General features: G+C 61.9%; 20 protein-coding genes and 2 tRNA genes. 14 read left to right on the forward strand and 8 right to left on the reverse strand.

The genetic code is table 11. The annotated features are described in order from the left end of the window. Positions 1 to 226 precede the first annotated feature (226 nt). A tRNA-Asn gene (locus ACZYTC_RS09015) sits at positions 227 to 302 on the reverse strand. A 157-nt stretch (positions 303 to 459) separates the two neighbouring features. On the opposite strand from ACZYTC_RS09015, the gene ACZYTC_RS09020 reads away from it, so the two are divergent. Next, a complete protein-coding gene (locus ACZYTC_RS09020; RefSeq protein ID WP_441771708.1) occupies positions 460 to 729 on the forward strand; it encodes a hypothetical protein in 270 nt (89 codons plus the stop codon). Between the two features lie 12 nt (positions 730 to 741). Here the strand turns inward: ACZYTC_RS09020 and ACZYTC_RS09025 are convergent, their stop codons facing one another. Further along, entirely contained in the window at positions 742 to 1,143 is a 402-nt protein-coding gene (locus ACZYTC_RS09025) for a hypothetical protein (RefSeq protein ID WP_434956408.1), read from the reverse strand. A 316-nt stretch (positions 1,144 to 1,459) separates the two neighbouring features. Here ACZYTC_RS09025 and ACZYTC_RS09030 point away from each other — a divergent pair, with 316 nt between their 5' ends. Beyond that, a complete protein-coding gene (locus ACZYTC_RS09030; protein ID WP_434956407.1) occupies positions 1,460 to 1,717 on the forward strand; it encodes a hypothetical protein in 258 nt (85 codons plus the stop codon). Between the two features lie 367 nt (positions 1,718 to 2,084). Continuing rightward, positions 2,085 to 2,420, forward strand: coding sequence for a hypothetical protein (locus ACZYTC_RS09035; RefSeq protein ID WP_441771707.1), 336 nt, complete (start codon positions 2,085 to 2,087; stop codon positions 2,418 to 2,420). A gap of 1,016 nt (positions 2,421 to 3,436) precedes the next feature. On the opposite strand, the gene ACZYTC_RS09040 is transcribed toward ACZYTC_RS09035, so the two are convergent. Next, a tRNA-Cys gene (locus ACZYTC_RS09040) sits at positions 3,437 to 3,510 on the reverse strand. Positions 3,511 to 3,725: 215 nt separating this feature from the next. Between ACZYTC_RS09040 and ACZYTC_RS09045 the strand changes: the two genes are divergently transcribed. The 5 genes from ACZYTC_RS09045 to ACZYTC_RS09065 all read left to right on the forward strand — a co-directional run bounded on the left by ACZYTC_RS09045 (position 3,726) and on the right by ACZYTC_RS09065 (position 9,345). Then, positions 3,726 to 4,382: a protein-L-isoaspartate O-methyltransferase family protein gene (locus tag ACZYTC_RS09045; protein ID WP_441771706.1), complete on the forward strand. Its 657-nt coding sequence runs from the start codon at positions 3,726 to 3,728 to the stop codon at positions 4,380 to 4,382. Between the two features lie 252 nt (positions 4,383 to 4,634). Continuing rightward, positions 4,635 to 5,948: a TolC family outer membrane protein gene (locus ACZYTC_RS09050; protein WP_434956404.1), complete on the forward strand. Its 1,314-nt coding sequence runs from the start codon at positions 4,635 to 4,637 to the stop codon at positions 5,946 to 5,948. 128 nt (positions 5,949 to 6,076) lie between these two features. Next, positions 6,077 to 6,511 (forward strand): PopZ family protein, encoded by a 435-nt coding sequence (locus ACZYTC_RS09055; protein WP_434956403.1) that lies wholly within the window; start codon positions 6,077 to 6,079, stop codon positions 6,509 to 6,511. A gap of 117 nt (positions 6,512 to 6,628) precedes the next feature. Then, a complete protein-coding gene (gene glmS, locus ACZYTC_RS09060) occupies positions 6,629 to 8,455 on the forward strand; it encodes a glutamine--fructose-6-phosphate transaminase (isomerizing) (RefSeq protein ID WP_434956402.1) in 1,827 nt (608 codons plus the stop codon). Between the two features lie 185 nt (positions 8,456 to 8,640). Then, positions 8,641 to 9,345, forward strand: a complete 705-nt coding sequence (locus tag ACZYTC_RS09065; RefSeq protein ID WP_434956401.1) for a DUF502 domain-containing protein — start codon at positions 8,641 to 8,643, stop codon at positions 9,343 to 9,345. A gap of 34 nt (positions 9,346 to 9,379) precedes the next feature. On the opposite strand, the gene ACZYTC_RS09070 is transcribed toward ACZYTC_RS09065, so the two are convergent. The 3 genes from ACZYTC_RS09070 to ACZYTC_RS09080 form a co-directional block, all read right to left on the reverse strand. After that, positions 9,380 to 10,975, reverse strand: a complete 1,596-nt coding sequence (locus tag ACZYTC_RS09070) for a class I SAM-dependent methyltransferase (protein ID WP_488989371.1) — start codon at positions 10,973 to 10,975, stop codon at positions 9,380 to 9,382. A gap of 62 nt (positions 10,976 to 11,037) precedes the next feature. Next, on the reverse strand, positions 11,038 to 13,134 hold the full coding sequence (gene recG / locus ACZYTC_RS09075; RefSeq protein ID WP_488989372.1) for an ATP-dependent DNA helicase RecG: 2,097 nt from the start codon (positions 13,132 to 13,134) through the stop codon (positions 11,038 to 11,040). 171 nt (positions 13,135 to 13,305) lie between these two features. Beyond that, positions 13,306 to 13,659 (reverse strand): DUF488 domain-containing protein, encoded by a 354-nt coding sequence (locus ACZYTC_RS09080; RefSeq protein ID WP_441772980.1) that lies wholly within the window; start codon positions 13,657 to 13,659, stop codon positions 13,306 to 13,308. A gap of 123 nt (positions 13,660 to 13,782) precedes the next feature. On the opposite strand from ACZYTC_RS09080, the gene ACZYTC_RS09085 reads away from it, so the two are divergent. From ACZYTC_RS09085 to ACZYTC_RS09095, 3 genes are read left to right on the forward strand one after another with little or no spacing between them, the layout of a single operon-like run. Next, positions 13,783 to 14,079 (forward strand): FAD assembly factor SdhE, encoded by a 297-nt coding sequence (locus tag ACZYTC_RS09085; protein ID WP_434956397.1) that lies wholly within the window; start codon positions 13,783 to 13,785, stop codon positions 14,077 to 14,079. Then, positions 14,076 to 17,600, forward strand: a complete 3,525-nt coding sequence (gene mfd, locus ACZYTC_RS09090) for a transcription-repair coupling factor (RefSeq protein WP_454813923.1) — start codon at positions 14,076 to 14,078, stop codon at positions 17,598 to 17,600. Before ACZYTC_RS09085 ends, mfd begins: the two co-directional genes overlap by 4 nt. A 12-nt stretch (positions 17,601 to 17,612) precedes the next feature. Continuing rightward, the gene (locus ACZYTC_RS09095) at positions 17,613 to 18,680 is read left to right on the forward strand and encodes a D-TA family PLP-dependent enzyme (protein WP_488989373.1); all 1,068 of its coding nucleotides are present in this window, start codon (positions 17,613 to 17,615) and stop codon (positions 18,678 to 18,680) included. A gap of 198 nt (positions 18,681 to 18,878) precedes the next feature. Here the strand turns inward: ACZYTC_RS09095 and ACZYTC_RS09100 are convergent, their stop codons facing one another. Beyond that, on the reverse strand, positions 18,879 to 20,264 hold the full coding sequence (locus ACZYTC_RS09100; RefSeq protein WP_488989374.1) for an AMP-binding protein: 1,386 nt from the start codon (positions 20,262 to 20,264) through the stop codon (positions 18,879 to 18,881). Between the two features lie 217 nt (positions 20,265 to 20,481). On the opposite strand from ACZYTC_RS09100, the gene ACZYTC_RS09105 reads away from it, so the two are divergent. The 3 genes from ACZYTC_RS09105 to ACZYTC_RS09115 all read left to right on the forward strand — a co-directional run bounded on the left by ACZYTC_RS09105 (position 20,482) and on the right by ACZYTC_RS09115 (position 23,738). Beyond that, positions 20,482 to 21,873: an AmpG family muropeptide MFS transporter gene (locus ACZYTC_RS09105; RefSeq protein WP_481272172.1), complete on the forward strand. Its 1,392-nt coding sequence runs from the start codon at positions 20,482 to 20,484 to the stop codon at positions 21,871 to 21,873. A gap of 321 nt (positions 21,874 to 22,194) precedes the next feature. Beyond that, positions 22,195 to 22,935: an invasion associated locus B family protein gene (locus ACZYTC_RS09110; protein ID WP_434956392.1), complete on the forward strand. Its 741-nt coding sequence runs from the start codon at positions 22,195 to 22,197 to the stop codon at positions 22,933 to 22,935. Positions 22,936 to 23,063: 128 nt separating this feature from the next. Continuing rightward, positions 23,064 to 23,738, forward strand: a complete 675-nt coding sequence (locus tag ACZYTC_RS09115; RefSeq protein ID WP_434956391.1) for an invasion associated locus B family protein — start codon at positions 23,064 to 23,066, stop codon at positions 23,736 to 23,738. A gap of 103 nt (positions 23,739 to 23,841) precedes the next feature. Here the strand turns inward: ACZYTC_RS09115 and hspQ are convergent, their stop codons facing one another. Next, entirely contained in the window at positions 23,842 to 24,174 is a 333-nt protein-coding gene (hspQ, locus tag ACZYTC_RS09120) for a heat shock protein HspQ (protein ID WP_434956390.1), read from the reverse strand. Between the last annotated feature and the right edge of the window lie 159 nt (positions 24,175 to 24,333).

The following is a 24,333-nucleotide window of genomic DNA, read 5'->3' on the forward strand; positions in this document are numbered from 1 at the left end:
GAGCGCGGAGGTGATAGTTCACCTTCTGGCGCGTCAGCCCGACCTTGTTGGCAAGCGAGGCTGCCGAAGCCGGCGTGACCAGTTCAGCAAGGATCCGCGATTTGACGCCAGGTTTGGACAGAGCGCCAGCGACGGAAAAGACGGGCTGCGCGGCAGGCACAATCGCCAATAGGCACTGCGCCCTGTGATGGCGCAGATAGAACCAAATTTCAGGTGGTAAGGAGAATGGCTCCGCGAGCAGGACTCGAACCTGCGACCCAGCGATTAACAGTCGCTTGCTCTACCGGCTGAGCTATCGCGGAACAGAGGGTGTCCCCCGGTGGAGCGGGTGTATAGCTCCAAGAACCTCGCTTGCCAAGGCCTATCCTGCCCTCATTGCATCTTCTTTTCGGATTAATATCTATGGGTAAGGGAACGCAACCGGATCAAAGGTGCGCTTTTGACCGTCTGGAGGGCTTTTTGGCACCCAACGAACCGTTCAACCGCCCGAAGGTCAAACTCGCCGGGCGACATTTTCATCTCCCGGCCTCGCGAAGCATGCGAGTGATTCTGGGTGCGCTCCTGCTGATCGGCGGTTTTCTCGGGTTCCTGCCGATTCTGGGCTTTTGGATGATTCCGCTCGGCCTGCTGATTCTGTCGATCGATATTGCGCTCGTTCGGCGCCACCGCCGCAAGCTCGCGGTCTGGTGGGGCCGCCGACGCCAGCCGCGCCCGGTGGAGGATCGCTGATCCCGCCACGCGTCAGGCGTTGCCGGCGACCACGCGTGTTTCCTCGACGGCAACCAAGTGATTGACGGCCCGTTGGAGTTCCTTCAGCGCAACCAGCCGATCCCGACGGGGGATCTGCTCAAGGTCGTCATTGCCCTCGACCAAACACGCGCGAGCAAGGAAATCCGCCAGCTTGATCTGGCCAAGGAAGAGTTCGAAGGCGAACACTTCCAAATAGAGCGCGTAGGGCTGATCCGGTGCCGGATGGCAGGGGCAGATCTTGATTTCCAGTTCGCTCGCCTCGAGCAGATCGAGATCGCTTCGTGTCGGCACACCAGACTTGCCGTTGTTGCGCAGCCATTCCCGCTGACGGTCGACTTCGTTGGGGGCACGATCCCGGCCAAGGGGGTAATAGCTGTCATTGGCGTCCGTCATGCACCGTGTTCCTCAGACTGACCGCACCGGTCGAATCGAATGGCGACTGGCCCTAAGGCCGACGGTCGCAGTCAATGGACCGACTTGCGTTAACAGTCTCTCATTCAACGACATCCGAAACGGCATGACCTCTCCATGATTTCGCAGCCGAGCCAGGAAGACGGTATCATGTTACAAAAAACTTCAGACGGATTGTCCTGTTGGGGGTAAGGCATGCCGGAGCCGGACACCGTTTCGTATCTCTCGCCTGAAAAGCCCGGCTATCACGCGCCGGTCACGACCTTGGCCGTCTAATGGTAAAAAGGGGAGGTATCCCATGGTGGATGACTTCAGCACGCTGCAACAAAAGGCGCAAACGCTGCAGGTCGAGATCGAGAGCCTGTACGCATTGCTGGGAGCAATGGTCCGCGCACTCGAAGAGGCCGACCAGGATTTCAAGCAGCGTGTGGCCCAATCCGCGGGTGCAGCCATTCGGGCCCAGATGGCCGACGACGACGCGCAGGTGATGCGAAATCACTGCCTGCATTTTATCGCCAGCACGCTGAAAGTGCCCTTGTACTGCGTCATTCGCTGAAAGTTGAAGCCGTCAGACAACGCATCGGCCTCGGCAATATGGCCCGACCGGATTGCCGGCGAGAATCCTTTCGTGACGCGTAGACGCCACGAGAATCACGATATGCTGCGCTAGGAACGACATGCGTCATTGCATGGCGGCCATTTCGTGTGTCGGCGGGCGAAGATGTGCCTTTTCGCAGATGGGGCATCCCGTCAATGTCCGGTGAGGCGGCGATGAAGGGCAGGGCGAGCGACTTGCGAATTTCCTGTCGTTTCACGCGCCCTGAACGGCGGTCTTTCGCAGAGACTTCCCTCGATCGGCTCATTCAGGTGGCGTTCACTTCCCCCTCACTACTTTTGCGCGAACAACAGCAAGGAGAAACGCTATGTCCCGATCGGTTCTCATCGGCATCCTGACGGGCGCTGGCATCGCTTTTTCATCGGCCGCCGGCGCTGCGGTATTGATCCCCCTGACGACGCCCGATGCATCGTCGGCCATGCAGGTGCAATATTATCCGCCTTGCCCGCCCGGCTATAAGGTCACCAGCCACGGAGTCTGCAAGCCGAGCCGCTATCTCAGGAGGCATCCCGGCCAAGACGCCTATAGCGAGAGTTATCAGCGCCCGCGTCGCTATTACCGCTATGACGATGATCAGCCGCGCTACGACCGCCGCGACCAGCGTCCCTACTATAATAACGGCGATGATGACGGCGACTATTGATCACCCGAGTGGCGCCGGCCCGGCTGTGAGCCATTGAATTCGCTTGGGCCGGCGGCCGCTGCTTCGATGGGGAAGGGCGGCTCGATGCCCCTTGTAGCGCCGAATAATGGTCGGCTGAATCGCAGCTCGCATCCGCCAGCTTTTTTTTTGCAGAACCTTTCCTTAAGCAAAGCGCTTTCACGATTGAACGCTTTTTGCTCCAGTTCCTTGGCTTCGATGCATCTTTGCGATTGGAGATGACTCAGCCAAATCGCAAAACACTCTCGGCTTCGCACTCCAGCTAGGCCGTCTTGAGGACTGCCCAAATCGCCATGTGGTGGCGCGATGGCCGGGGAATGGCGCGGCCAAGACTCTTTGAATTCTCGATCCAGACGTGAATTGCATCCTGCGCCTTGGCGACCGCACCCTCGGGAGTCTCGGCATTCTCATGCAGCCGGGAAGATCGGGGACGATTGCAGCGAAGCCGCCTCCATCCGCGACAGGCCTCGGCTCGCCCAGAATTGGATATTCCAGATCGCTCATGTCGCCCCCAACCGCGAGCGCATCTTATCGTCCCTGAGCGTCAAACAGATGTCTGGGAGCGCGCCATCACCGCGCCTCTTCTTCCCATCGCGACAGATCGCGAATCGACGCGCGTCTTCCGCAAACGCCTCCGAGATGGCGCTCCGAACAGGCCGAAAACGCTGCTCGCATGATTCAGAAGTAAGCCCCATAGCCAAATTGCCGGAGGGGTGGTGTCGCCTTAGGCTTCAGGTGCTCTCAGCCGGTGCCCCCGACTGATCGAGCAGGGAGGCCCGGAAGGCGATCCTGCAAATCCGCCCTTTCGGGTCTCCTGTTTCCCAACAACTCGCAAGCGGCGAGCCCCGTCCAGGTTGAGGCCTCTTGCAGGGCCTCGCTCACAGAAAGCGACCCGCCAGGCGCACCTGTAGTTACGAACGGCTGGAAGGCGAGCCCGAACAAGGCACATCTTTGTCCCACCTCGAATTTGGGTGGGGTTCTAGATTGAAAGGGAGGGTTGGAGGCCACGCCCGGAATCGAACCGGGGTGCAAGGATTTGCAGTCCTCTGCGTAACCACTCCGCCACGTGGCCATCCATTGTCGCGCTGAGCAGGACAAAGCGGAGGCAGGCGCTATAACAAGCAAGCTGGATGCGTTCAACCGGTTTTCTCGGCCGAGGCGATATTTCCGTGAATGCCGGGCACTGGCCGCAAAACCGAGGTCTCCCACTCGGCTGCAAGGCCAGCCTTCTTGCCTTTTGCGAGGCCATGCCGCAAACAACGCAGTGACAAACAGAGATATCGAGCAATGACCGACTTCGTCCAAGCGCGCCGCACCATGGTGGATTGCCAGATTCGCCCCAATGACGTGACCGAGGCGCGCGTCGTGGATGCCTTCCTTGCCGTGCCCCGCGAGACTTTCGTGCCGGCCTCCAAGCAGGCCTTGGCCTATCTCGATGCCGATCTGGCCGTGGGTGGGGAGACGGGCGAGCGCTATCTCATTCAGCCGATGTATCTGGCCAAGCTCGTTCAGGCCGCTGGCATCAAATCCACCGACACGGTGCTCGATATCGGCACGGCCACTGGCTATTCGGCTGCGGTTCTGGCTGAACTCGCCGGAAAAGTGGTGGCGCTGGAGAGCGACGAGGGGCTTGCGGCCTCGGCAAAGACCGCCTTGGCTTCCTATAGCAACGTGACGGTGGTGACCGGCCCACTCGAGCAAGGCGTGGCCGGTTCCGGCCCCTATGACGTGATCCTGATCGAAGGCGCCATCGAGGAAATTCCTGGGGCTCTGTTCGCCTCTCTCAAGGAGGGCGGCCGCCTCCTCGCCGTGGTCGGTCGCGGCCGGCCCGGGCGTGCTACCATCTTCGTCAAGGTCGGGTCGGACCATACCGGCCGTATCGCCTTCGATGCCTCCGTGCCGGCTCTGGCGGCCTTCATCAAGGCTCCCGCCTTTTCATTCTGACTATCAAAACAGCACGTTAGGAGAAAATTAACCATTAATTAACCAAACCCGGGGTTCACTGTCTCTTTTTTGCTTCAACCTCGGATTTATCGCTGGGCAGCCGAAATCAGTTGTTGGTGAAAGCTGCCTGACAGGCTATTTTTTTAAAAAATATGGCGGTTTGTCCGCCTCTTTTGATTTGGGTCGGGTCGAGTCATGAAAACTGTAAGCGTATTTTCGTTATTGGCTGCAAGTGCTTCGCTTGTTTTCTTCATGGGCGGAGCGCAGGCTCAATCGCTGCAATCGGCCCTTGCGCAAGCCTATTCGGCCAACCCCACCTTGAATGCCCAGCGTGCCGGCACCCGGGCCAATGACGAAACCGTGTCGCAGGCGCTCAGCGGTTACAGGCCCAACATCTCGGCCTCTGCCAGCATCAGCGCCGAACGGGATTTCACCAAGTCGTTGCAGGGGAGTCGGTCCAACGCCACGCGATTTCCGCGCGGCGCCGAGGTCACGGTAACGCAGAATCTGTTCAATGGCTTTCAAACCGCCAATTCGGTGCGCGCTGCCGAGTCGGGCGTGCTCGGCCAGCGCGAGACGCTGCGCGACACCGAGCAAGCGGTGCTCCTTAACGGAGTGACGGCCTATATGAACGTGCTGCGCGACGCGGCACTGCTCAATCTGCAGAAGAACAATGTCGAGGTGCTCGAGGAGCAGCTCAAGCAGACCAAGGACCGCTTCAATGTCGGCGAAGTGACGCGCACCGACGTCGAGCAGGCCAATTCCGGCCTTGCGAATGCTCAGTCCCAGCGGATAGCCGCCGATGCGCAGCTCAAATCGTCGGTCGCCATCTACCGGCAGATCATCGGCTCCCAGCCCAAGAAGTTGCAGCCGGTCAAGGTGCCGCGCCTGCTGCCGAGGAACCAGAACGCCGCGATCCAGGCCGGACTTTCCAACCATCCCGGTATCACGGCCGCGCTTCACGCGGTCGACCAGGCCGCTATGCAGGTGAAGGTCGCCGAGGGCGCGCTCTATCCCACTCTGAATGCCCAGGGTTCGTTCTCGCACAATTACGAACCATCCGGCGCGAAAATGGGCACCTCGGCCTCGATCGGTGCCTTCCTCTCCGTGCCGATCTATTCGGGAGGCGGCGATTATTCCAAGATCCGCCAGGCCAAGGAACTGCTCGGGCAGGCGCGCATCCAGGTTGACGTCAACCGCGAGCTCGTGCGCTCCAACGTCATCCAGGCCTGGGGCTCCCTGGACGGTGCCCGCGGCGAGATCCAGGCCTTCCAGGCAGCCGTCAACGCCCAGGGCGTTGCGCTCGCCGGCGTGCGCGAGGAAGCCAAGGTCGGTCAGCGCACCACCTTCGACGTCCTGCAGCAGCAACAATTGCTCTTGCAGGCGCGGGCCAGCCTGATCCAGGCCCAGCGCGACCAGATCGTGGCTGCCTATACCGTGCTGTCGACCGTCGGAAAGCTCAACGCCACGGCGCTCGGCCTCAAGGTTGCTCGTTACAACCCCACCACGCATTACGATCAGGTGCGTGACAAGTGGATCGGCACCGATATTCCGGATGGGCGCTAAGTAGCACCTACCCACAGGAAGATGACGGCAACGCCCTCCGCATCCTTGCGATCGGAGGGCGTTCTTGTTTGAAGTGAAGCAAGTGCGCATTGGGGGCAGGGCGCGCTTGATGTGGAAGGAGCAGCCCGATGTCGTCACCTACGCGGGCAGATCCGCCTCGTACCCTCAAGGAGCCCTCGATGGACGAGATTCTCAGCTCCATTCGCCGCATCATTTCGGATGATCCGCCGCCGGCAAGGCCGGGACGCCGCGCTCCGCTGGAAGCCTCCACTCAGGAGGAACCGTCGGCCCCTGCCGCCCCGTCCGAAATTTCCTCCGGCCCGATCGCAGCCAATGTCGATCGCGGGCCGGCTCCTTTGCTTTCGGCAATGCCGGAATCGGAGACGGCATCCGCCTTCGCCTCGCTGAACCACACGATATTCTCCAAGAATGCACGCACCATCGAGGACGTGGTGCAGGAAATGCTGAGACCCATGCTGCAGAGCTGGCTCGATGCCCATCTGCCGACCCTTGTCGAACGATTGGTTCGCCAGGAAATCGAGCGCATTTCCGGCCGGCAGTGACAGGCTCTTCAGGGGCTCTGTCACAAACTGTCAGGCATTTTGATTTCTCACTGCATTCACGAAGCCCTAAATCCCTCGCATCTAGAGTTCGTCTCGAATCGATGAAGGGTAAGGCGTATGTGCGGTATTGTCGGTATTCTGGGTAAGGAAGCGGTTGCGCTGCCCCTGGTGGATGCGCTGCGACGCTTGGAATATCGCGGCTACGACTCCGCCGGCATCGCGACGCTGGAGGAGGGAGCCATCACGCGCTGCCGGGCCGAGGGCAAGCTGCGCAATCTGGAAAGCAAGCTCGATCGAAATCCGCTCGCTGGTGTCATCGGCATCGGCCATACGCGGTGGGCGACCCATGGCAGGCCGACTGAAGAGAACGCCCATCCGCATGCCACCGCCCGAGTCGCGGTGGTCCATAACGGCATCATCGAGAACTTTCGCGAGCTGCGCGAAGAACTGAGCGCCGAAGGCGCGCGCTTCCAGAGCGAGACCGATACGGAGGTTATCGCCCATCTCGTCAACCGCGAGCTCGATCGCGGCCTGCCACCGATCGAGGCAGTGCATGCCAGCCTGCGGCGCCTTCGCGGGGCATTCTCACTGGGCTTCCTCTTCGCTGGCCACGACGATCTCATCATCGGTGCGCGGCTGGGGTCGCCGCTGGCGATCGGCTATGGTGAGGGCGAAATGTTCCTCGGCTCGGACGCCATCGCGCTGGCTCCCTTCACCAACACCATCGCCTATCTCGAAGACGGCGACAGCGTCGCCCTGACGCGTGGTTCGGCAACCATCTACGATGCCACCTTCAAGCGCGTGCACCGTCCGATCCAGAAATCGCAAGCGTCCGCCACCATCGTCGACAAGGGCAATCACCGGCATTTCATGGCCAAGGAGATCCACGAGCAACCGGAAGTCGTATCCCATACGCTGACCTCCTTCATCGACATGGTCGGCGAGACCATCCGGCTGCCCGAAGATCTGCCTTTCGACTGGAAGGACCTCAACCGCATCACCATCTCGGCCTGCGGCACGGCGTCCTTCGCTGGCATGATCGCCAAATATTGGTTCGAACGTTATGCGCGGCTGCCGGTCGAAGTCGATATAGCCTCCGAGTTCCGCTACCGCGAAGCCCCGCTCGACAAGGGAGGTCTTTCGATCTTCGTATCTCAATCGGGTGAGACGGCCGATACGCTCGCGGCGCTGCGCTATTGCAAGGAGCAGGGCCAGCACACGCTCGCCGTCGTCAACGTGCCAACCTCGACCATCGCTCGGGAAGCCTCGGTAATGGTCCGCACCTTGGCGGGTCCGGAGATCGGCGTCGCTTCCACCAAGGCCTTCACCTGCCAGCTCGCTGCCTTGGCGGGCCTTGCCATCGGCGCCGGCAAGGCGCGCGGCGCCCTGTCCGCAGAGGAAGAAAGCGAGCTCGTCCATGCCCTGATCGAGGCGCCGCGCCTGATGGCTGAGGCGCTGCGGCTCGAGCACGAAATCGAGACTTTCTCCAGGGACCTCGCCAAGGCCAAGGACGTACTCTATCTCGGTCGTGGCACCAGCTTCCCTCTTTCCCTTGAAGGCGCACTGAAACTCAAGGAAATCAGCTACATACACGCAGAAGGTTATGCTGCAGGCGAGCTGAAGCATGGCCCAATCGCCCTGATCGACGAGACCATGCCCGTGGTGGTGATCGCGCCTTTCGACGCGATCTTCGAAAAGACCGTCTCGAACATGCAGGAGGTTGCCGCACGGGGCGGCCGCATCATCCTGATAACCGATGAAGCTGGGGCAGCGGCGGCTGCCATGGCGACGCTGAAGACGATCATCCTGCCTTCGATGCCGGCGATCGTGACGCCGCTGGTCTATTCCATTCCGATCCAGCTGCTCGCCTATCACACCGCTGTGATCATCGGCACCGACGTCGACCAGCCACGCAATCTGGCCAAGAGCGTTACCGTCGAGTAGGAATGCTCACGGGCACCGCCTGATTGGACCGATTGCACAAATTTGCATCGACAGGCGGTGATGAGGGCGTGCTAGAGCAAAGCGCGTTGAGGCGATGGCGCTCTTTTGCTCCAGCTCTTTGTTCGAACGCGTCTTTGCGATTCTTGGTGATTCCACCAAATCGCAAAACGCTATAGAAGCGTGACATGGTACGAGATACGCCTCCCCACACGGTAATGCCTGCCGGTCCGCCTCAGCGGGCCAGTAGATTTGGCGGCTTGCACAGCTATTTCCTCACCGGCCTGGTGGTCACCGGGCCGGTTGCGATCACGCTCTACCTGATTTGGACCTTCATTCAGTGGGTCGATGGCTGGGTCAAGCCATTCATTCCCGCGCGTTACCTGCCCGAGACCTATCTCCCTTTTCAGATCCCGGGCTTCGGCCTGGTCGTCGCGGTCATCGGCCTCACCCTGATCGGCTTCTTCACCGCTAATCTGGTCGGCCGCACCTTGGTGCGTCTCGGCGAGAAGATCCTCGACCGCACCCCAGTGGTACGCGGCATCTACAAAGCCCTGAAACAGGTATTTTCGACCATCTTTTCCCAATCGGGCACATCCTTCCGAAAGGTTGGACTGGTGGAATTCCCGCAGGGCGCCTGGTCGATCGTCTTCATCTCCTCTGAGCCGAGCCCCGTGGTCGAGGCCAGGCTGCCGGGCGGCAACGACGGAGCCTGGGTTTCCGTCTTCATGCCCTGTGCGCCCAACCCGACGACAGGCTTCTTCTTCCTGCTGCCGAAATCAAAGGTGATCGAATTGCCGATCAGCGTCGAGCAGGCCACCAAGCTGGTGATCTCGGCCGGCCTGATCCAGCCCGAACAATTGCCGGTTCCCGAGGACCTGCGGCCGAACTGAAAAAGGCTCGCCGCTGCTGGCCCCTTCGAGGGGTTTACGGCTCGAGCAATGCGTTGTTCCAAGCTATCCCGAGTGTGGCGGCGAGATGTTCCTGGGCGCAGGCCGCGATGTCGGCTTCGTCGGTGACGCGCTGACCATTGCGTTGGAAGTGCAGGGCATCCTCACCGGCTTTGGCCTTGAGATGAGCGAGCAGTTCGGCACGGGTCCGCGAGCCGTCCATCACGGGCAGGATATGCTGGGCCACCACGCCGAGATCGAAATTCTCATGACGCCGGTTGACGGTGCGCGTGCGGCCGCTGGCAGCATCCTTGCGAGCAAGGACGGTCGCCTTGGGGCGGTCTCCATCCGCGGCGCCGATATCAACCGCCATGGTAGATGCGACGATCAACCCGGAAAGAACGCCTTGCAGCAAGGCGCCGCGGATCTCATTCCGCTCCTCTTGGGTGAGTTTCTTCTTATCCGAAGTTTCGATCTCCGCGATAAGCTGGTGAAAGTTCGAGGTCGCCGGCTTTCGGGCCGCGACCCGTTCGAAAGCCTTGCGAACCGCCTCGACCCGCGTGCGGATCTGCCGACCTCCGCGGTTCTCGAAGCAATAGGGCATGTCCGCTTCGCTCGAGGGAACTTGCGTAATATCGGCCAACAGATGCAGGTCCTCGATCCGCTGCGGGTCGATATTCCGCTTTGTCGCTGCCGCCCGGGCCGGCGGGATCAACAGGGTCTGCCGGAAGGTCCGCCCTGTCACCACGTCGATATAATTCTCGGTCGAGAGCAGGGTGTTGCCACCCAGCATCCGCAGGGCCTTGGCAGCCTCCGGCCCGAAATTCTCGGGCACCATCATGTGCAGGTCGGCCTCGCCGAGATAGGCGAGTTGATGCTGGCCGGCCGCATACATGAAATCATGGAAAGAGCAGGGGGCATTGTCGAGTTCCAGGAACTCATGGGCCAGATAATCGTCCGGCACCTTCTGCAACTGCGCGACGCCTTCCTTGACCGCGGCGCCATAGGGGCCGGGTGGCGCATGCTCCGCCAGGAAGCCCATGAACTCCCGCGCCTTGGCGATGCGTTCACGCAAATTGCTGGCCTGGCCGACATGGGCCATCAAGGCATCGCGCAGGATCTGCTTGGGCCGCCAGCCCGGCAGCACGTTGAAGCTGACATAGGCAATGCCCTGGAATTCGAGATATTTGGAACAGATATCGAGGATCGCATGGCGCACGGGCTCCGGCACCCAGGAATACACGCCGTGGCAGACGATGAAGTCGAAGCGGTGATCGGGGCCTTCGAAGAAGGCGATATCCTGTTGACGCAGCTCGATATTGGTCAAGCCGAGCGCCTCGATACGCTTGAGGCCATCGGCGATCTGGATGCCGGAAAGGTCTACGCCCAGAAAGCGGCCTTCGGGATAGGCGGCGGCTAGGGGGATGAGATTGCCGCCACTGGCACAACCGATCTCGAGCACGCGCATTCTGTCGAGGTTCGGCATTTCAAGGCCGAACAGCCGCGCCACAGCCGCAAGTCTTGCCGGATGCGTCTGCGGAAAGGCATTGGAGACATAAGGCAGTTCGTCATAGCTCGCCTGCGTCCTGGCCTGAGCCTCTGCGAAATTGGACGGGTGAGCACCTGAGGTCATTGCGATATCCCCTGCATGAAGACTGGAACATCCCGGCAGATTACATGCCAGCTTCCCTTACGCTATCCCGAACGTAGCAGACGCACAGCTTCATCGCGTTCGAACAGATAGAGCAGGGTGCGCAGAGCCTCGCCGCGTGGCGAGACGAGTTCGGGATCGCGGGCAAGCACCAGCCTGGCATCGTCATTGGCGGGAGCGAGCAAATGACGGTGGCTGTCGAGATCGGCGACCCTGAACCCCGGCATGCCGGACTGACGCGTGCCGAGCACGTCGCCTTCGCCACGCAATTTCAGGTCCTCTTCGGCGATGCGGAAACCATCCTCGGTCTCGCGCATGATCTCGAGTCGCTTGCGGGAGACCTCGCCAAGCGGCCCCCTGTAGAGCAGGAGACAGGTCGACTTGTCTGAGCCGCGCCCGATACGTCCGCGAAGCTGGTGGAGTTGAGCCAGGCCGAAGCGCTCGGCATGCTCGACCACCATCACCGTGGCCTCCGGCACATTGACGCCGACCTCGATCACCGTGGTCGAAACCAGGACACGCAGATCGCCCGACACGAACCGGGCCATCACCTCGTCCTTGGCCGTGCCTTTCATCTGCCCGTGGAGCAGACCGACCTTGTCGCCGAAGAGGGAGGCAAGATGGGCGAAGCGATCTTCGGCCGCTGCGACATCCAAAGTCTCGGATTCGGCGATCAGAGGACAGACCCAATATGCCCGCGCGCCGGTCTGCAACAAGCGCCCCAAGCCATCAACCACCTCGTCGAGCCGTTCGAGCGAGATCAGGCGGGTATCCACCGGTTTGCGTCCGGCCGGCTTCTCGCGGAGCTGAGAGGAGTCCATGTCACCGAAATAGGTCAGCACCAGGCTGCGTGGGATCGGGGTCGCCGTCATCACCAGCACATCGACACCAGTATTCTTGCGGCTCAAGGCCAGGCGCTGATGTACGCCGAAGCGATGCTGCTCGTCGACGATGGCAAGGCCGAGATCCCGAAACTCGACGTCCTCCTGGAACAGCGCATGCGTCCCCACCACGATGTCGATGCTGCCTTCCTTCAACGCAGCCTGCATGCGCGCACGTTCGCGCGCCTTGTCGCGCCCGGTGATCAGGCCAATGCGCAAACCGGCGGCCTCGGCAAGGGGCTGGATGGTGGCCAGGTGCTGGCGAGCGAGGATTTCAGTCGGCGCCATCAAGGCCGCCTGCCGCCCTCCTTCCACCATGGTCGCCATGGCAAGCAGGGCGACCACCGTCTTGCCGGAACCGACATCACCCTGCAGCAGTCGCAGCATGCGGGTCGGGGCCGCCATGTCGGCCCGGATATCGGCCAGTGCCGTAACCTGGCTCGCCGTCAGCTTGAAGGGCAGGGCAGCCTCGATCCGAGCCGCGATCATTCCAGTCCCGGTGACGGCGAGCCCCGGCAATGCCTTGTTGTGCGTACGCACCATGGCGAGTGCGAGTTGCGAGGCCAGGAGTTCATCATAGGCCAGCCTCAATCGGGAAGCGGAATCTGGTGCGACCGCCTGCGGTGTCTCCGGCGAATGCAGAGCGGCCAAGGCCTCGCGAAATCCCGGCCAGCGCTGCGCCTTGAGCCAGGCCGGGTCCTGCCACTCGGCGAGTTCGGCGGTTCGGGCCAGGGCTTCCTGCGTCACCTTCTGGATCTGGCGCGGATAGAGCCCTTCGGTCAGCGGATAAACCGGCTCGACCAGAGGCAGGGATTTGAGTCCTTCCTCATCGACGATCCGATCGGGATGCACCATCTGGCGCATGCCATCGAACAGCTCGATCTTACCGCTGAGCCAGCGCCGCTCGCCAACGGGCAGAGCGTGCTCGATCCAGCTCGTCTGAGCGGCGAAGAAGATGAGCGTGAGATCCCCGGTGTCGTCCTGGACATAAACCCGATAGGGGCCCTTGCCCCCACTGGGCCGGTGGCGTTCCACCATAATCTCGACCATCACCAATTCGCCGATCGGCGCATCCACCAATTTGGGACGGCGGCGGCGGTCGAGGACGCTGGCCGGCAGGTGAAACAAGGCATCCACCACCCGCGCGCCCACCGGCTCCGCACCTCCGAGGAGACGGGTGAGCAGCTTCACAAGCTTCGGCCCGACCCCTGGCAGGGATGAGACGGAAGCGAACAAGGGTGTCAGAATCGCCGGACGCATGAAGGCCTCACCGGTTCTTTTGGCCGGATGGAAAGCAGGAGGCAAGCTTCAGCCGTTCGAAAGAGTGGATCTTATTCGGAGCGCGGACTTCCAGTCCGCTCTTGGAACCGCAGCGTTCGCGGAAGAAGGAAGAGCGGACTCGAAGTCCGCGTTCCAACCTGCGCCTCCCACTCAAAAGGTGATGCACTCCAGGACCCTTTTGGTGACGATCGCATGCGTGTGTTCGACATCCCTGGCCGCGTAGACGAGGGTCGCGACCTTGTCGCCGATCATGCGCCGGAGTGCGATGACGGCCTCACTGTTGTGCGCGAGCTCGCTCTCGTAGAGGGCCTGAAATTCCCGCCATTTCGCCGAATCGTGACCGAACCATTTTCGGAGTGCCGGGCTCGGCGCCACGTCCTTGGCCCAGATGTCGATATGCGCCTCCTGCCTGGATAGGCCGCGCGGCCACAGGCGATCGACCAGGATGCGCAGACCATCCTCGGAAGCGGGCGGATCATAGGCGCGTTTCAATCCGATCGGCATGGTGGCTCTCGGTCACCTTCCATTCCCCCCTCTGGGATTTGACCGCACGGATGATATTTCGATCTTCCATGGTTCCCACAGGCCTTCGGACTCTCTATACAGCGTGCCAACAGGAACTGGAACATGTCCGGAACGATACGTACTTCTGAGGAACTTGACCCGCGTCGGAGACGGATCGTCTACCGGGCCTGGCATCGCGGCTTTCGCGAGATGGACCTCATCATGGGCAGCTTCTGCGATACCATCATCGTCGAGCTGTCCGAGGACGAGGTCGGTGACTTCGAAACGCTCATCGATGCCCCCGATCACGAGCTCTACGCCTGGATCAGGAGCGCTGAGCCCGTGCCGACCGAATTCGATACGCCTGTGTTCCGGCGGTTGCGCGATTACCATTTCACCATGAAACCGATGTTTGCATGAAAGCCGCGGATCGACTCGCTGGGGTTCTGAGCCGCCCCGGCGGCCAACTCGTCTTCTCCAACTGTGCTGATGGGCAGGACGGGCTCGTCCTGGCCGACCTCGCGCGCACACTGGTTGCACAGGCCCGCGAGCGACCGGCCGCCATCCTGCATATCGCACGCGACGGCGGCCGCTCGGCCACTTTGGAAGCGGCCCTTCAGTTCTACGCGCCCGAGATCGACGTCATCAGCTTTCCCGCATGGGACTGCCAACCCTATGACCGGGTCTCTCCCAATGCCGCCGTCATTGCCCGGCGCATGACCGCGCTGTCGCGATTGGCGACCACACGGGGCGGAGACCGGCCTCGTATCGTGCTCACCACCGTCAATGCCGTGTTGCAGCGCGTGCCGTCCCGCGATCTCATCGCCGCCCAATCGCTCTCTGCCGCGCCCGGCAATGCCGTCAATATGGACCGGCTGTCAGCATGGCTTGAGCACAACGGCTATCTGCGTTCCTCCACTGTACGCGAGACCGGCGAATATGCCGTGCGAGGCGGCATTCTCGACCTCTACCCGCCAGGCTTGGCCATCCCGGTGCGTCTCGACTTCTTCGGCGATACGCTCGAATCCATCCGCAGCTTCGATGTCGAGACGCAGCGCTCCCAGACGCAACTGCGCATGCTCGACCTCGTGCCGATGAGCGAAGTCCAGCTTACCACCGAGACGATCAAGCGCTTCCGCCAGGCCTATCTTGCCGAATTTGGTGCCCAGACACGCGGCGATCCACTCTATGAGGCGATCTCCGAAGGCCGGCGCTATGTCGGCCTGGAACACTGGCTGCCGCTGTTTCACGGCAAGCTCGACACGCTTTTCGATTATCTGCCCGAGGTTCCTGTCGCTCTCGATGCCCTGGCCGAGGATGCCGCCGGCGAAAGATTGGCGCAGATCAAGGATTATTACGATGCCCGCCGCGAGGTACTGGGCAAGCCTGGCGAGACCGTGCCCTACAAGCCGCTGCCGCCGGACCGGCTCTACATCGCGCCCGAGGAGTGGCGCCGCCGGCTGGACGAGTCGTCCCTGGCGCGCATGACGCCATTCTCGTCTCCCCCCGCGCCCGGTCGGGAAATCATCGATTGCGGTGGTCGTCAGGGCCATAATTTTGCGGCTGAACGCGCCGCCGAGGACGCCAACGTCTTCGATGCCGTGGTCCGTCACATCCGCACTCTGCAGGCCGCAGGGCAACGGGTGATCGTGGCAGGCTGGACCGACGGCTCACGCGAGAGGCTCGGTGCCGTGCTCGCCGATCACGGCCTCACCCAGGCCAAGCCCATCCCCAACTTTGCTCGCGCCTTGGCACTGCCAAAAGGCGAGATTGCGCTCGGTGTGCTGCCGCTCGAAACAGGCTTCGAGACAGCCGACTTCGCCATCATCTCGGAACAGGACGTTCTCGGCGACCGACTGGTGCGCCGTGCGGGCAAGCGCAAGCGCGCGCAGAACTTTCTCACCGAGATTGGTACCTTGTCGCCCGGCGATATCGTCGTGCATGTCGAGCACGGCATCGGGCGCTTCGTCGGCCTGCAGGCGGTGACTGCCGCGGGTGCACCGCATGATTGCCTGGAAATTCACTATGCGGGCGGCGACAAGCTGTTCCTGCCAGTGGAGAATCTGGAGCTGCTGTCGCGCTATGGCTCGGAAGACGCCGAAGCGCAGCTCGACAAGCTCGGTGGGCGCGGCTGGCAGGAACGCAAGGCGCGCATGAAGAAGCGCATCCGCGAAATGGCGGGTGAGCTGATCAAGATCGCTGCGGCACGCGCGTTGCGCGAGGCGCCCAAGCTGGTGCCGGCCCAGGGCATCTATGACGAATTCGCCGCGCGCTTCCCCTATAGCGAAACCGAGGACCAGCAATTCGCCATCGACTCCGTGCTCGAGGATCTGGCATCCGGCCGCCCGATGGATCGCCTGGTTTGCGGCGACGTCGGCTTCGGCAAGACGGAAGTGGCTCTGCGCGCCGCCTTCGCCTGTGCGATGACGGGCCGGCAAGTCGCCGTCGTGGTCCCCACCACGCTGCTCGCCCGCCAGCATACCAAGACCTTCGCCGACCGGTTCAAGGGGCTACCCGTCAAGGTGGCGCAGCTCTCGCGCTTCGTCCCGGCGGATGAAGCCCGCAAGATCAAGGCGGGCCTGGTCTCGGGCGATGTCGACATCGTGGTCGGCACGCATGCATTGCTGGCCAAGACCATCGCCTTCCGGGATCTCGGCCTGCTGATCATCGATGAGGAGCAGCATTTTGGCGTGGCCCACAAGGAGCGCCTCAAGCAATTGCGCTCCGAGGTGCATGTCTTGACTCTGTCGGCGACGCCGATCCCGCGCACGCTGCAGCTCGCACTGACGGGCGTGCGTGAATTGTCGATCATCGCCACGCCGCCCGTCGATCGCCTGGCCGTGCGTACCTTCGTCACGCCTTTCGATGCCGTGGTGCTGCGCGAAGCGCTGATGCGCGAACGCTATCGCGGCGGCCAGAGCTTCTTCGTCGTGCCTCGCATCGAGGACATTGCCGACGCCAAGGCCTTCCTCGACGAATATGCGCCGGAGGCCAAGGTCGCCATCGGCCACGGCCAGATGGCTGCCGGCCAGCTCGAAGACGTGATGACGGCCTTCTACGAAGGCAAATACGACATCCTGCTCTCGACGACGATCGTTGAATCAGGCCTCGACATTCCCACCGCCAACACGCTGATCGTTTGGCGGGCCGACATGTTCGGCCTGGCCCAGCTCTACCAGCTGCGGGGGCGCGTGGGGCGCTCCAAGACCAGGGCCTATGCCCTGTTCACCCTGCCGGCTAACCGCACCATCACGCCCGGCGCCGAGCGCCGGCTCAAGGTGCTGCAATCGCTGGATACGTTGGGAGCGGGCTTCCAGCTCGCCTCGCATGATCTCGACATTCGTGGAGCCGGCAATCTGCTGGGCGACGAACAGTCCGGCCACATCAAGGAAGTCGGTTACGAGCTTTACCAGCAGATGCTGGAAGAGGCCGTCGCGGCCCTCAAGGACGGTGGCGTCGAGACCGAGGTCGAGGAACAATGGTCACCACAGATTACCATCGGTACGCCGGTGATGATCCCCGAGGATTATGTCCCGGACCTGACATTGCGCCTCAGCCTCTATCGCCGCCTGTCCTCCCTGGATATCGACGCCGAGATCGACGCGTTCGGCGCCGAACTGACCGATCGCTTCGGCGAGCGGCCTGATGAGGTCGACCAGCTCCTCAAGCTGATGTCGATCAAGGCCCTGTGCCGGCGCGCCAATGTCGAGAAGGTCGACGCCGGCCCGAAAGGCGTGGTGGTCTCCTTCCGCGACAATGCCTTCGCCAACCCCGACGGGCTGGTGCGCTACATTGCCGAGCAGGGCTCTTTCGCCAAGGTCCGCCCGGACATGCGCGTCGTCTTCCAGCGCGATTTCGACAAGCCCATCGATCGGCTCAAGGGTACGGCCGTCATTCTCAAGAACCTCGCTCGCATCGCCGAGATGAAGAAAGCCGCCTGATCGGATACAATGATGGCAAGTTCCTCCCTCTCTTCCGTCGAAACTCCCTTCGTCCAGATTGATCTCGACATCGCCGAACGCAACATCGTGCGGCTCCAGGCCTATTGCGACGAACACGGCCTCAGGCTGCGGCCGCATATCAAGACGCATAAACTGCCGCGCCTGGCCCGCTTCCAGGTCGAGCAGGGCGCGGTCGGCATTACCTGCCAGAAACTGTCGGAGGCCGATGCGATGACCGACGGCACCGGCCTCGACGATGTGCTGATCACTTATAATCTTGTTGGGGAGGCCAAGCGCGAGCGCCTGCGGGCACTTTCGGAGCGCATCCGTCTCAGCGTCGTGGCTGACAGCGCCGTTGTCGTCGATGAATTGGCGGCAGCCATGAAGGGAACCGGGCGCAAGCTGACCGTGCTGGTCGAGTGCGATACCGGAGCCCGGCGCTGCGGTGTTCCAACGCCGGAAGCGGCTACTGAACTGGCAAACCGTATCGCGGCGTCATCCGAGCTGCATTTCGGCGGCCTGATGACCTATCCGCCGGTCGGCGGAACAGAGGCCGTACAGGATTTCATGCAAAGAGCGAAATCCTTGATTGAAGCTTTTGGAATTCCAGTCGAAACAATCACAAGCGGCGGATCTCCCGACATGTGGCGGGCGCATGAGGCCTCCATCATCACCGAATACCGGCCGGGGACCTACGTCTATAATGACCGTTCCCTTGTCGCCCGTGGCGTCTGCGGCTTCGATGACTGTGCCCTCAACGTGGTCGCCACAGTGGTGTCGGTGCCCGACCCGCATAGGGCCATTATCGATGCCGGTTCGAAAGTCCTGACCTCCGATCTGCTCGGCTTGACCGGGCATGGTCATGTCCTCGGCCGGCCGGACATCGCGATCGACCAGCTCTCGGAAGAGCATGGCCGGTTGATCAGCGAGCAGCCGATCGCCCTTTCAGTGGGCGACCGCGTGCGCATCGTGCCCAATCACGCCTGTGTGGTCGCCAATATGCTGGATTTCGTCTTCCTCTGTCGCGGCGATGCCCTCATCGGTCCCGAGCCCGTCGCCGCGCGCGGCCGCGTCTGGTGAGCGAGGCAGATCGCAACGCGGTTTACTCAAGCACCTTCCGTAGGTTGCACGACCTTTGTCATTGCCGGGCTTAATCCGGCAATTCAGGTTCCCCCTCCGAGACGCCGGATGCCCGGGTCAAACCCAGGCATGACAAAAGTCGGCGTTTCTCCTGTAAGTAAAAGGCATTGGAGCGAAAAGGCTTCATGCCGCCTGAAGTCAAGCGGCTCCCGCGAGAGGGCGGCTGAGCTTTGCCGGGTCGATACTCTGCCCGCGATCGTGGGCCTGAGCCGGTTCGTCCATGCTCATGGGCTTGCCATAGCGTGCACCCGTCACCTCAAGGAGACCAACGCCTCGATCCACGGATCCGGAAGCGGGGTAGGAGGTCGACACCCAACCCTCCGCTCCGAGGGGATAGGAGGCCTCCCGCTCGCTGACGTCGAAACCGACACCCGGCACCTGCTGGCCACGCAAGGCCAGATAACCGCTCTCCTCGACGCTGACCTCGACGAGCGGCAAGGCAGTATCCTCCTGACCCGCAACCGTTACCGCGAGTCCAAACCCGCCGTCATTCAGCGCGCGCATCGGCACGATGCCGATCTCGCCGAGCACGGCAAAATGGGGAACCGGGCAGGGGGCATCTACTGGCACGATGGCAGTATGCGGCGCCCGCGCGAGGCCGGCGACCTTTTCGAGCTTGCGGCTGTCGAACAAACCGTCGGAGAGGCCCGCACGCAGGACCGCGTCGGGCAACAGAGCATGGGTAACGCCGTGCATCGTCATCTGGACGGCAAAGACCGTCGCGTCGAAAGCTTGGTGCAGAATGAGCTGGCAGCCGGTGCTGAGCCATGTCACCAAGCCACCCGCAAGCCCCGCGAGGCCCGACGGAGCCATCGGACAAAGCAGACGCGAGGTTCGCGACAGACCGAGTTCCGCTACCAGCACCGAAGCGGCCGCATGCCATTCACGATGCGTGCGGGCGACGGCGAAGTCCCCGTCCGCGCCCCGGTCGATCGTCATGATCGCCAGGTTTTCCTCAGGGCGCTCGCGCCGCGACAGGCGGGTGATCACGCCCGTGCGGGGATAGCCGATGCAGTCCTCGAAAGAGACGGTCCCTCCCGGCAAATCCGCCCCGAAAGCCCCGATGAAACGAATATCGGCGATGGATTCGTCGACGAGGTGACGCAGTGGCCGCAAGGATTGGACATCGCCCATGCGCCGCGCCGCGAGGATCGCCTTGGCGTTCAGCCTCTCGGCGACGCCGACGATTTCAGCCGGCGAAAAATCGATCGGAACGATTACCGCCACGAGGCCCGCCCGGATACAGCCGAGCAGTGCGATCAACGTATCCGTCACGTTGAGCCCCTGCACGCAGACCAGCGCCTCGCTGGGCAACCCCATTTCGAAAAAGCGGCCGGCGACCGCGGAGACGGCAGCATCGACCTGGTTCCAGGTCAGTCTGCGCGGTGCGCCATCGGCCCAGAGGGGGCGGTCGGGCGCGTCGATCAGGGCCAGCATATCGCCGGCTCGCTGAGCGCTGAGACGCAGCATCTGGTCGAGGGTAGGGGGGGCGAGGGCAATCCTGGGCGTGATGTCTGACGTCATGGGGCCTCAGGGGGGTATTCACAGGGCACGAATCAGATCCAGGTGAGTCTAACCCTGGATGACGGCAAAGCCATAGCCGGTTTGACAGCCCCGGTCGTCCCACCTGCGAGCACCATCCACACTTTGAGCAGATGCCCATTCCGAAAGCCCATGCACGCGGAAACATCCGTCATCAAAGCATTTGGTCTGTCCGGCCCGGCGCTCCATAATCGTGGACATGATTCCCGGTCAAAAACTCCTCACGCTTCTGCGCGACATCGCCGCCGACAAGCGCCTCGCTTTCATGCTTTTGCTCGGCTTCAGCTCGGGCTTGCCCTTCCTGCTGGTGTTCTCGACACAATCGGCCAGGCTGCGTGAGGTCGGGATCACACGTACCGACATTGGCCTGATGTTTTACGCGACGCTGTTCTACAGCATCAAATTCCTCTGGGCTCCCTTGCTGGAGCGGTTCGACCCGCCCGTGCTGGGACGGATGGTCGGCCGGTGGCGCGGCTGGCTGCTGATCACGCAGATGGGCATCATCCTGGGCCTGTTCGGTCTCGCCAGCAGCAATCCGGCAAGCTCGCTGGGAATGACGATATTCTGGACAACCGTCACCGCATTCTTTGCCGCCAGCCAGGACGTGGTGATCGACGGCTGGCGCATCAACGTCATCCCGCGTGACCGCCAGGGCATCATGCTGGCGGTGTCCCAGCTTGGCTATCGCATCGGCATATTGTGCGCGGGAGCCGGCGCCCTTTATTTGGCTGAATATCTCGACTGGCAGGCGGCTTACGCCACGATGGCCGCATTGATGCTCATCGGCATCATGGCTGCCTTGTTTGCGCCCGATCCGCCAGCTGTCGAGAAAGAAACCCTCACGGACAAGCTCATTTCTGTATTCGAGGATGACAAGGCTCCCGGCCCGCAGAGCACATCCAACCGGCCAGATTGGCTGACCGCTTACAAGGAAGCGCTGAGCGACCTCTTCTTACGCCGCGGTTGGATCCTCGTGCCAATCATGTTGCTCATCGCGCTTTATCGCCTGCCGGACTTCCTGGCTGGCGTGATGTCCAACCCGCTCTATATCGATCTTGGCTTCTCCAAAGCCGAAATAGCCAATATTTCGAAGATTTATGGCTTCGCCATCGGCCTGACCGCTCCCTTTGTGGGCGGCTTTTGCATCTGGCGCTTTGGCCTGATGCCCTCGCTGCTTTTTGGAGGCATTGCCGCCGCCACCTCACATTTGAGTATGGCTCTTTTGGCAGCCAAGGGAGCGGATTCGAGCTATCTGGCTTTGGCGGTGAGCGTCGAGAGCTTTGCAGGCGGCTTCGCGGGAACGGCGCTGATGGCCTACATGTCCTCGCTGACGTCGCCCGCCTATGCCGCCAGCCAGTATGCCCTCCTGAGTTCGCTTTACGCCCTGCCAGGCAAGTTGCTGGCAGGCATGTCGGGGAAAATGGTCGATCTGTTCGGCTATTCCGTCTTTTTTTCGGCGACGTCGACGATCGGCTTGCCGGTTGCGATCCTCTGCCTGATCGTCTGGCGCTCGGCGGACAAGGAAGCCCCTGGCCACTCGAAGGAAGAACAGGAACAAGCGTCACTGGCGGGCGAGGGAGGGCGCCGTTGAGGCGCGCTGGCGTACGGCAAGCGAATCGCTGCTCTAGAGTAGGCAAGACGGTTTGCTTCCTGCGATTTTCGCAACTCGAATGCCAGATGTAGCGGCGCTGGTCACGTTTTCTTCAATTTGTCATGCACAAGCTGCGACACCGTCGCCATAGGTTGTTTTCGAGGCTGGAAACCAGTGCCCGCTTCGTTTATGGACCTTTCCTGAAATCGTCATCTCGGTGCCTTCGTCGGCGATGAGAGACATTCAGCCTCATTGGTGCGTTGCCGACCCCGCGCTAGCCCAGCGCGTTGCGGCGGCGGACTTAGGACCCAAGGATTTTGCATGATGTCGTTCCGCCTCCTTGCGACTGCAGCTCTTGCGGCGCTCAGCCTCGCGGTGACACCCGCATTGGCACAGGAAACGCCTGCCAAGCCGGCCGCGCCCGCCACGAAGCCGAAGGCACCTGCAGCCAAGCCGGCGCAAAAGCCTGCAGCAGCCGCGCCCGCGGCAGCAGCGGCCGCCGCTGAGCCCGTTCCCGGCCTGGAAGGCGCGACCACTCCCGCCATCTCCAGCTCCCAACCTGACTGGGTGAAGCTGTGTCAGGCCGACCAGGCCAAGAAGGAAATCTGCCTGACCCGTCGTGACCTGCGGTCCGATACGGGGCAGACGATGATGACCGCCATCCTCATGCAGAACGTCACCGACAAGAAGCAGCTCCTGCGCCTTGTCCTGCCCGTCGGCGCCCTCATCCAGCCTGGCGTCGGCCTCTATCTCGACAATACCGCCTTCGCCAGCGGCAAATATGCCGTCTGCTCTCCCGAAGGTTGCCTGGTCGAACTGCCCATCGACGAGGCCCAGCTCAAGGCTCTTCGCGGTTCCAAGACCCTGGCGATCGCCTTCAAGACCCCCAACCAAGGCGTGCAACTGCCGCTCGGCACCGAGGGCTTTGCCAAGGCGCTCGACAACAAGCCGCTCGATCCCCAGTCGATCGTCGACGAGCAGAAGAAGCTGCAGCAGCAATTGCAGGATGCCGCCGAGAAGGCGCGCCAGCAGCTCAATGCCAATCCGGCGCCTGCTCAATAAGACCGCCTGGAGCAAAGCGCGTTCATGACTGAACGCTTGTTTGCTCTCACTCTTTGGTTCGACGCGTCTTTGCGATTCTTGGCGCGACCGCCAAATCGCAAAACGCTTTAGGAACAGGAACCCAGATTATGCGAAACTCACTGATCGCTGGCACCGCGGCAGCCTTGATCCTGTCGGCCGGAACCGCGCTGGCCCAGCAACAGCCCCAGCCTGCTGGCCAGCAGCCCGAATTGCCCAAATTCGACCAGCCCGAATGGACCAAGATCTGCGCCAAGACCCCGGACGGCAAGGACACCTGCCAAACCGTGCGCGATCTTCTGGCACCGACTGCAGCCTGGATGATGACCGCGCAGGTCGGCCAGGAGAAGGGCGGCAAGCCCAAGCTCACCGTGATCATTCCGGCGGGCGTTGTCCTTCCGCTGGGTGCCCGCGTCCTCGTCGATGACCAGACCCTCGACACTGCGAAATATCGCATCTGCACGGGACCGAGCTGCATCGCCGATATGCCCCTGAGCGACGCGAATGTCGCCAGCCTCAAGAAGGGCAAGAAACTGAAAGTGCAGGCGATCACCTTCCAGGGCCAGCCTATCGGTATGGATATCGGCCTGGATGGCCTCGGCAAGGCTCTCGATGGCCAGGGCATCGACCAAGCCGGTTATGCTGCCAAGCAGAAAGACTATGGCGAGAAGTTGCAGGCTATATTCCAGCCCCTCATCGATGCCCAGCGCAAGCAGCAGCAACAGCAGGGCGGCGGCGCCGCACCGGCCACACCGCCGGCTCAGCCGGCAGCGCCCGCGCAATAACATGACAAAAGGCCGACCTTCGGGTCGGCCTTTTCATATCGGAAACCGACCGGCTCACCCTAGATTGCGAAGGTCGCCGATGCTCTCCAGGCCGAGGGGCGTATCAGTGGCGCGTACCTGGTTTCAGCCGGTATCCACCCTCATTATCGCGGTCGAATAGCTCATCGATCTGCGTGTTCCGAACCGGACTGCCGCTGTCGTCGATCACCAGGTTCTGTTCGGAGACATAGGCGACATATTCCGTCTCCTCATTCTCCGCGAACAGATGATAGAAGGGCTGGTCCTTGGAAGGGCGCACATCTTCCGGAATGGACTGCCACCATTCTTCCGTATTGGAGAATTCCGGATCGACGTCGAAGATGACGCCACGGAACGGATAGATGCGGTGGCGTACCACTTGACCGATAAAGAACTTTGCTTCCCGCGCTTTATTCATACGCTATTCAATCGTCATTTGCGCTCGGCAAACTTGCAATAGTGGTGCCTGCAAGCCGGGCGATACCGAAGCCCGCCACAACCGAACGAGCCTGCTATCCCGTTACCAGAATAGCAGTATTATCGTCAAAGTCGTCGAATATTTCATTAATTTTACACG

It is taken from the genome of Labrys sp. F242 (assembly GCF_057813875.1).

What these genes read in the sequence shown, in the direction of transcription:
- ACZYTC_RS09070 (WP_488989371.1), bottom strand. Translation starts at nt 10,975, where the DNA reads ATGACCTCAGGTGCTCACCCGTCCAATTTCGCAGAGGCTCAGGCCAGG.
- ACZYTC_RS09100 (WP_488989374.1), bottom strand. Translation starts at nt 20,264, where the DNA reads ATGACGTCAGACATCACGCCCAGGATTGCCCTCGCCCCCCCTACCCTC.
- ACZYTC_RS09110 (WP_434956392.1), top strand. Translation starts at nt 22,195, where the DNA reads ATGATGTCGTTCCGCCTCCTTGCGACTGCAGCTCTTGCGGCGCTCAGC.
- mfd (WP_454813923.1), top strand. Translation starts at nt 14,076, where the DNA reads ATGAAAGCCGCGGATCGACTCGCTGGGGTTCTGAGCCGCCCCGGCGGC.
- ACZYTC_RS09045 (WP_441771706.1), top strand. Translation starts at nt 3,726, where the DNA reads ATGACCGACTTCGTCCAAGCGCGCCGCACCATGGTGGATTGCCAGATT.
- ACZYTC_RS09080 (WP_441772980.1), bottom strand. Translation starts at nt 13,659, where the DNA reads ATGCCGATCGGATTGAAACGCGCCTATGATCCGCCCGCTTCCGAGGAT.
- ACZYTC_RS09035 (WP_441771707.1), top strand. Translation starts at nt 2,085, where the DNA reads ATGTCCCGATCGGTTCTCATCGGCATCCTGACGGGCGCTGGCATCGCT.
- ACZYTC_RS09105 (WP_481272172.1), top strand. Translation starts at nt 20,482, where the DNA reads ATGATTCCCGGTCAAAAACTCCTCACGCTTCTGCGCGACATCGCCGCC.
- glmS (WP_434956402.1), top strand. Translation starts at nt 6,629, where the DNA reads ATGTGCGGTATTGTCGGTATTCTGGGTAAGGAAGCGGTTGCGCTGCCC.
- ACZYTC_RS09030 (WP_434956407.1), top strand. Translation starts at nt 1,460, where the DNA reads ATGGTGGATGACTTCAGCACGCTGCAACAAAAGGCGCAAACGCTGCAG.
- recG (WP_488989372.1), bottom strand. Translation starts at nt 13,134, where the DNA reads ATGCGTCCGGCGATTCTGACACCCTTGTTCGCTTCCGTCTCATCCCTG.
- ACZYTC_RS09025 (WP_434956408.1), bottom strand. Translation starts at nt 1,143, where the DNA reads ATGACGGACGCCAATGACAGCTATTACCCCCTTGGCCGGGATCGTGCC.
- ACZYTC_RS09055 (WP_434956403.1), top strand. Translation starts at nt 6,077, where the DNA reads ATGTCGTCACCTACGCGGGCAGATCCGCCTCGTACCCTCAAGGAGCCC.
- ACZYTC_RS09115 (WP_434956391.1), top strand. Translation starts at nt 23,064, where the DNA reads ATGCGAAACTCACTGATCGCTGGCACCGCGGCAGCCTTGATCCTGTCG.
- hspQ (WP_434956390.1), bottom strand. Translation starts at nt 24,174, where the DNA reads ATGAATAAAGCGCGGGAAGCAAAGTTCTTTATCGGTCAAGTGGTACGC.
- ACZYTC_RS09050 (WP_434956404.1), top strand. Translation starts at nt 4,635, where the DNA reads ATGGGCGGAGCGCAGGCTCAATCGCTGCAATCGGCCCTTGCGCAAGCC.
- ACZYTC_RS09095 (WP_488989373.1), top strand. Translation starts at nt 17,613, where the DNA reads ATGGCAAGTTCCTCCCTCTCTTCCGTCGAAACTCCCTTCGTCCAGATT.
- ACZYTC_RS09085 (WP_434956397.1), top strand. Translation starts at nt 13,783, where the DNA reads ATGTCCGGAACGATACGTACTTCTGAGGAACTTGACCCGCGTCGGAGA.
- ACZYTC_RS09065 (WP_434956401.1), top strand. Translation starts at nt 8,641, where the DNA reads ATGGTACGAGATACGCCTCCCCACACGGTAATGCCTGCCGGTCCGCCT.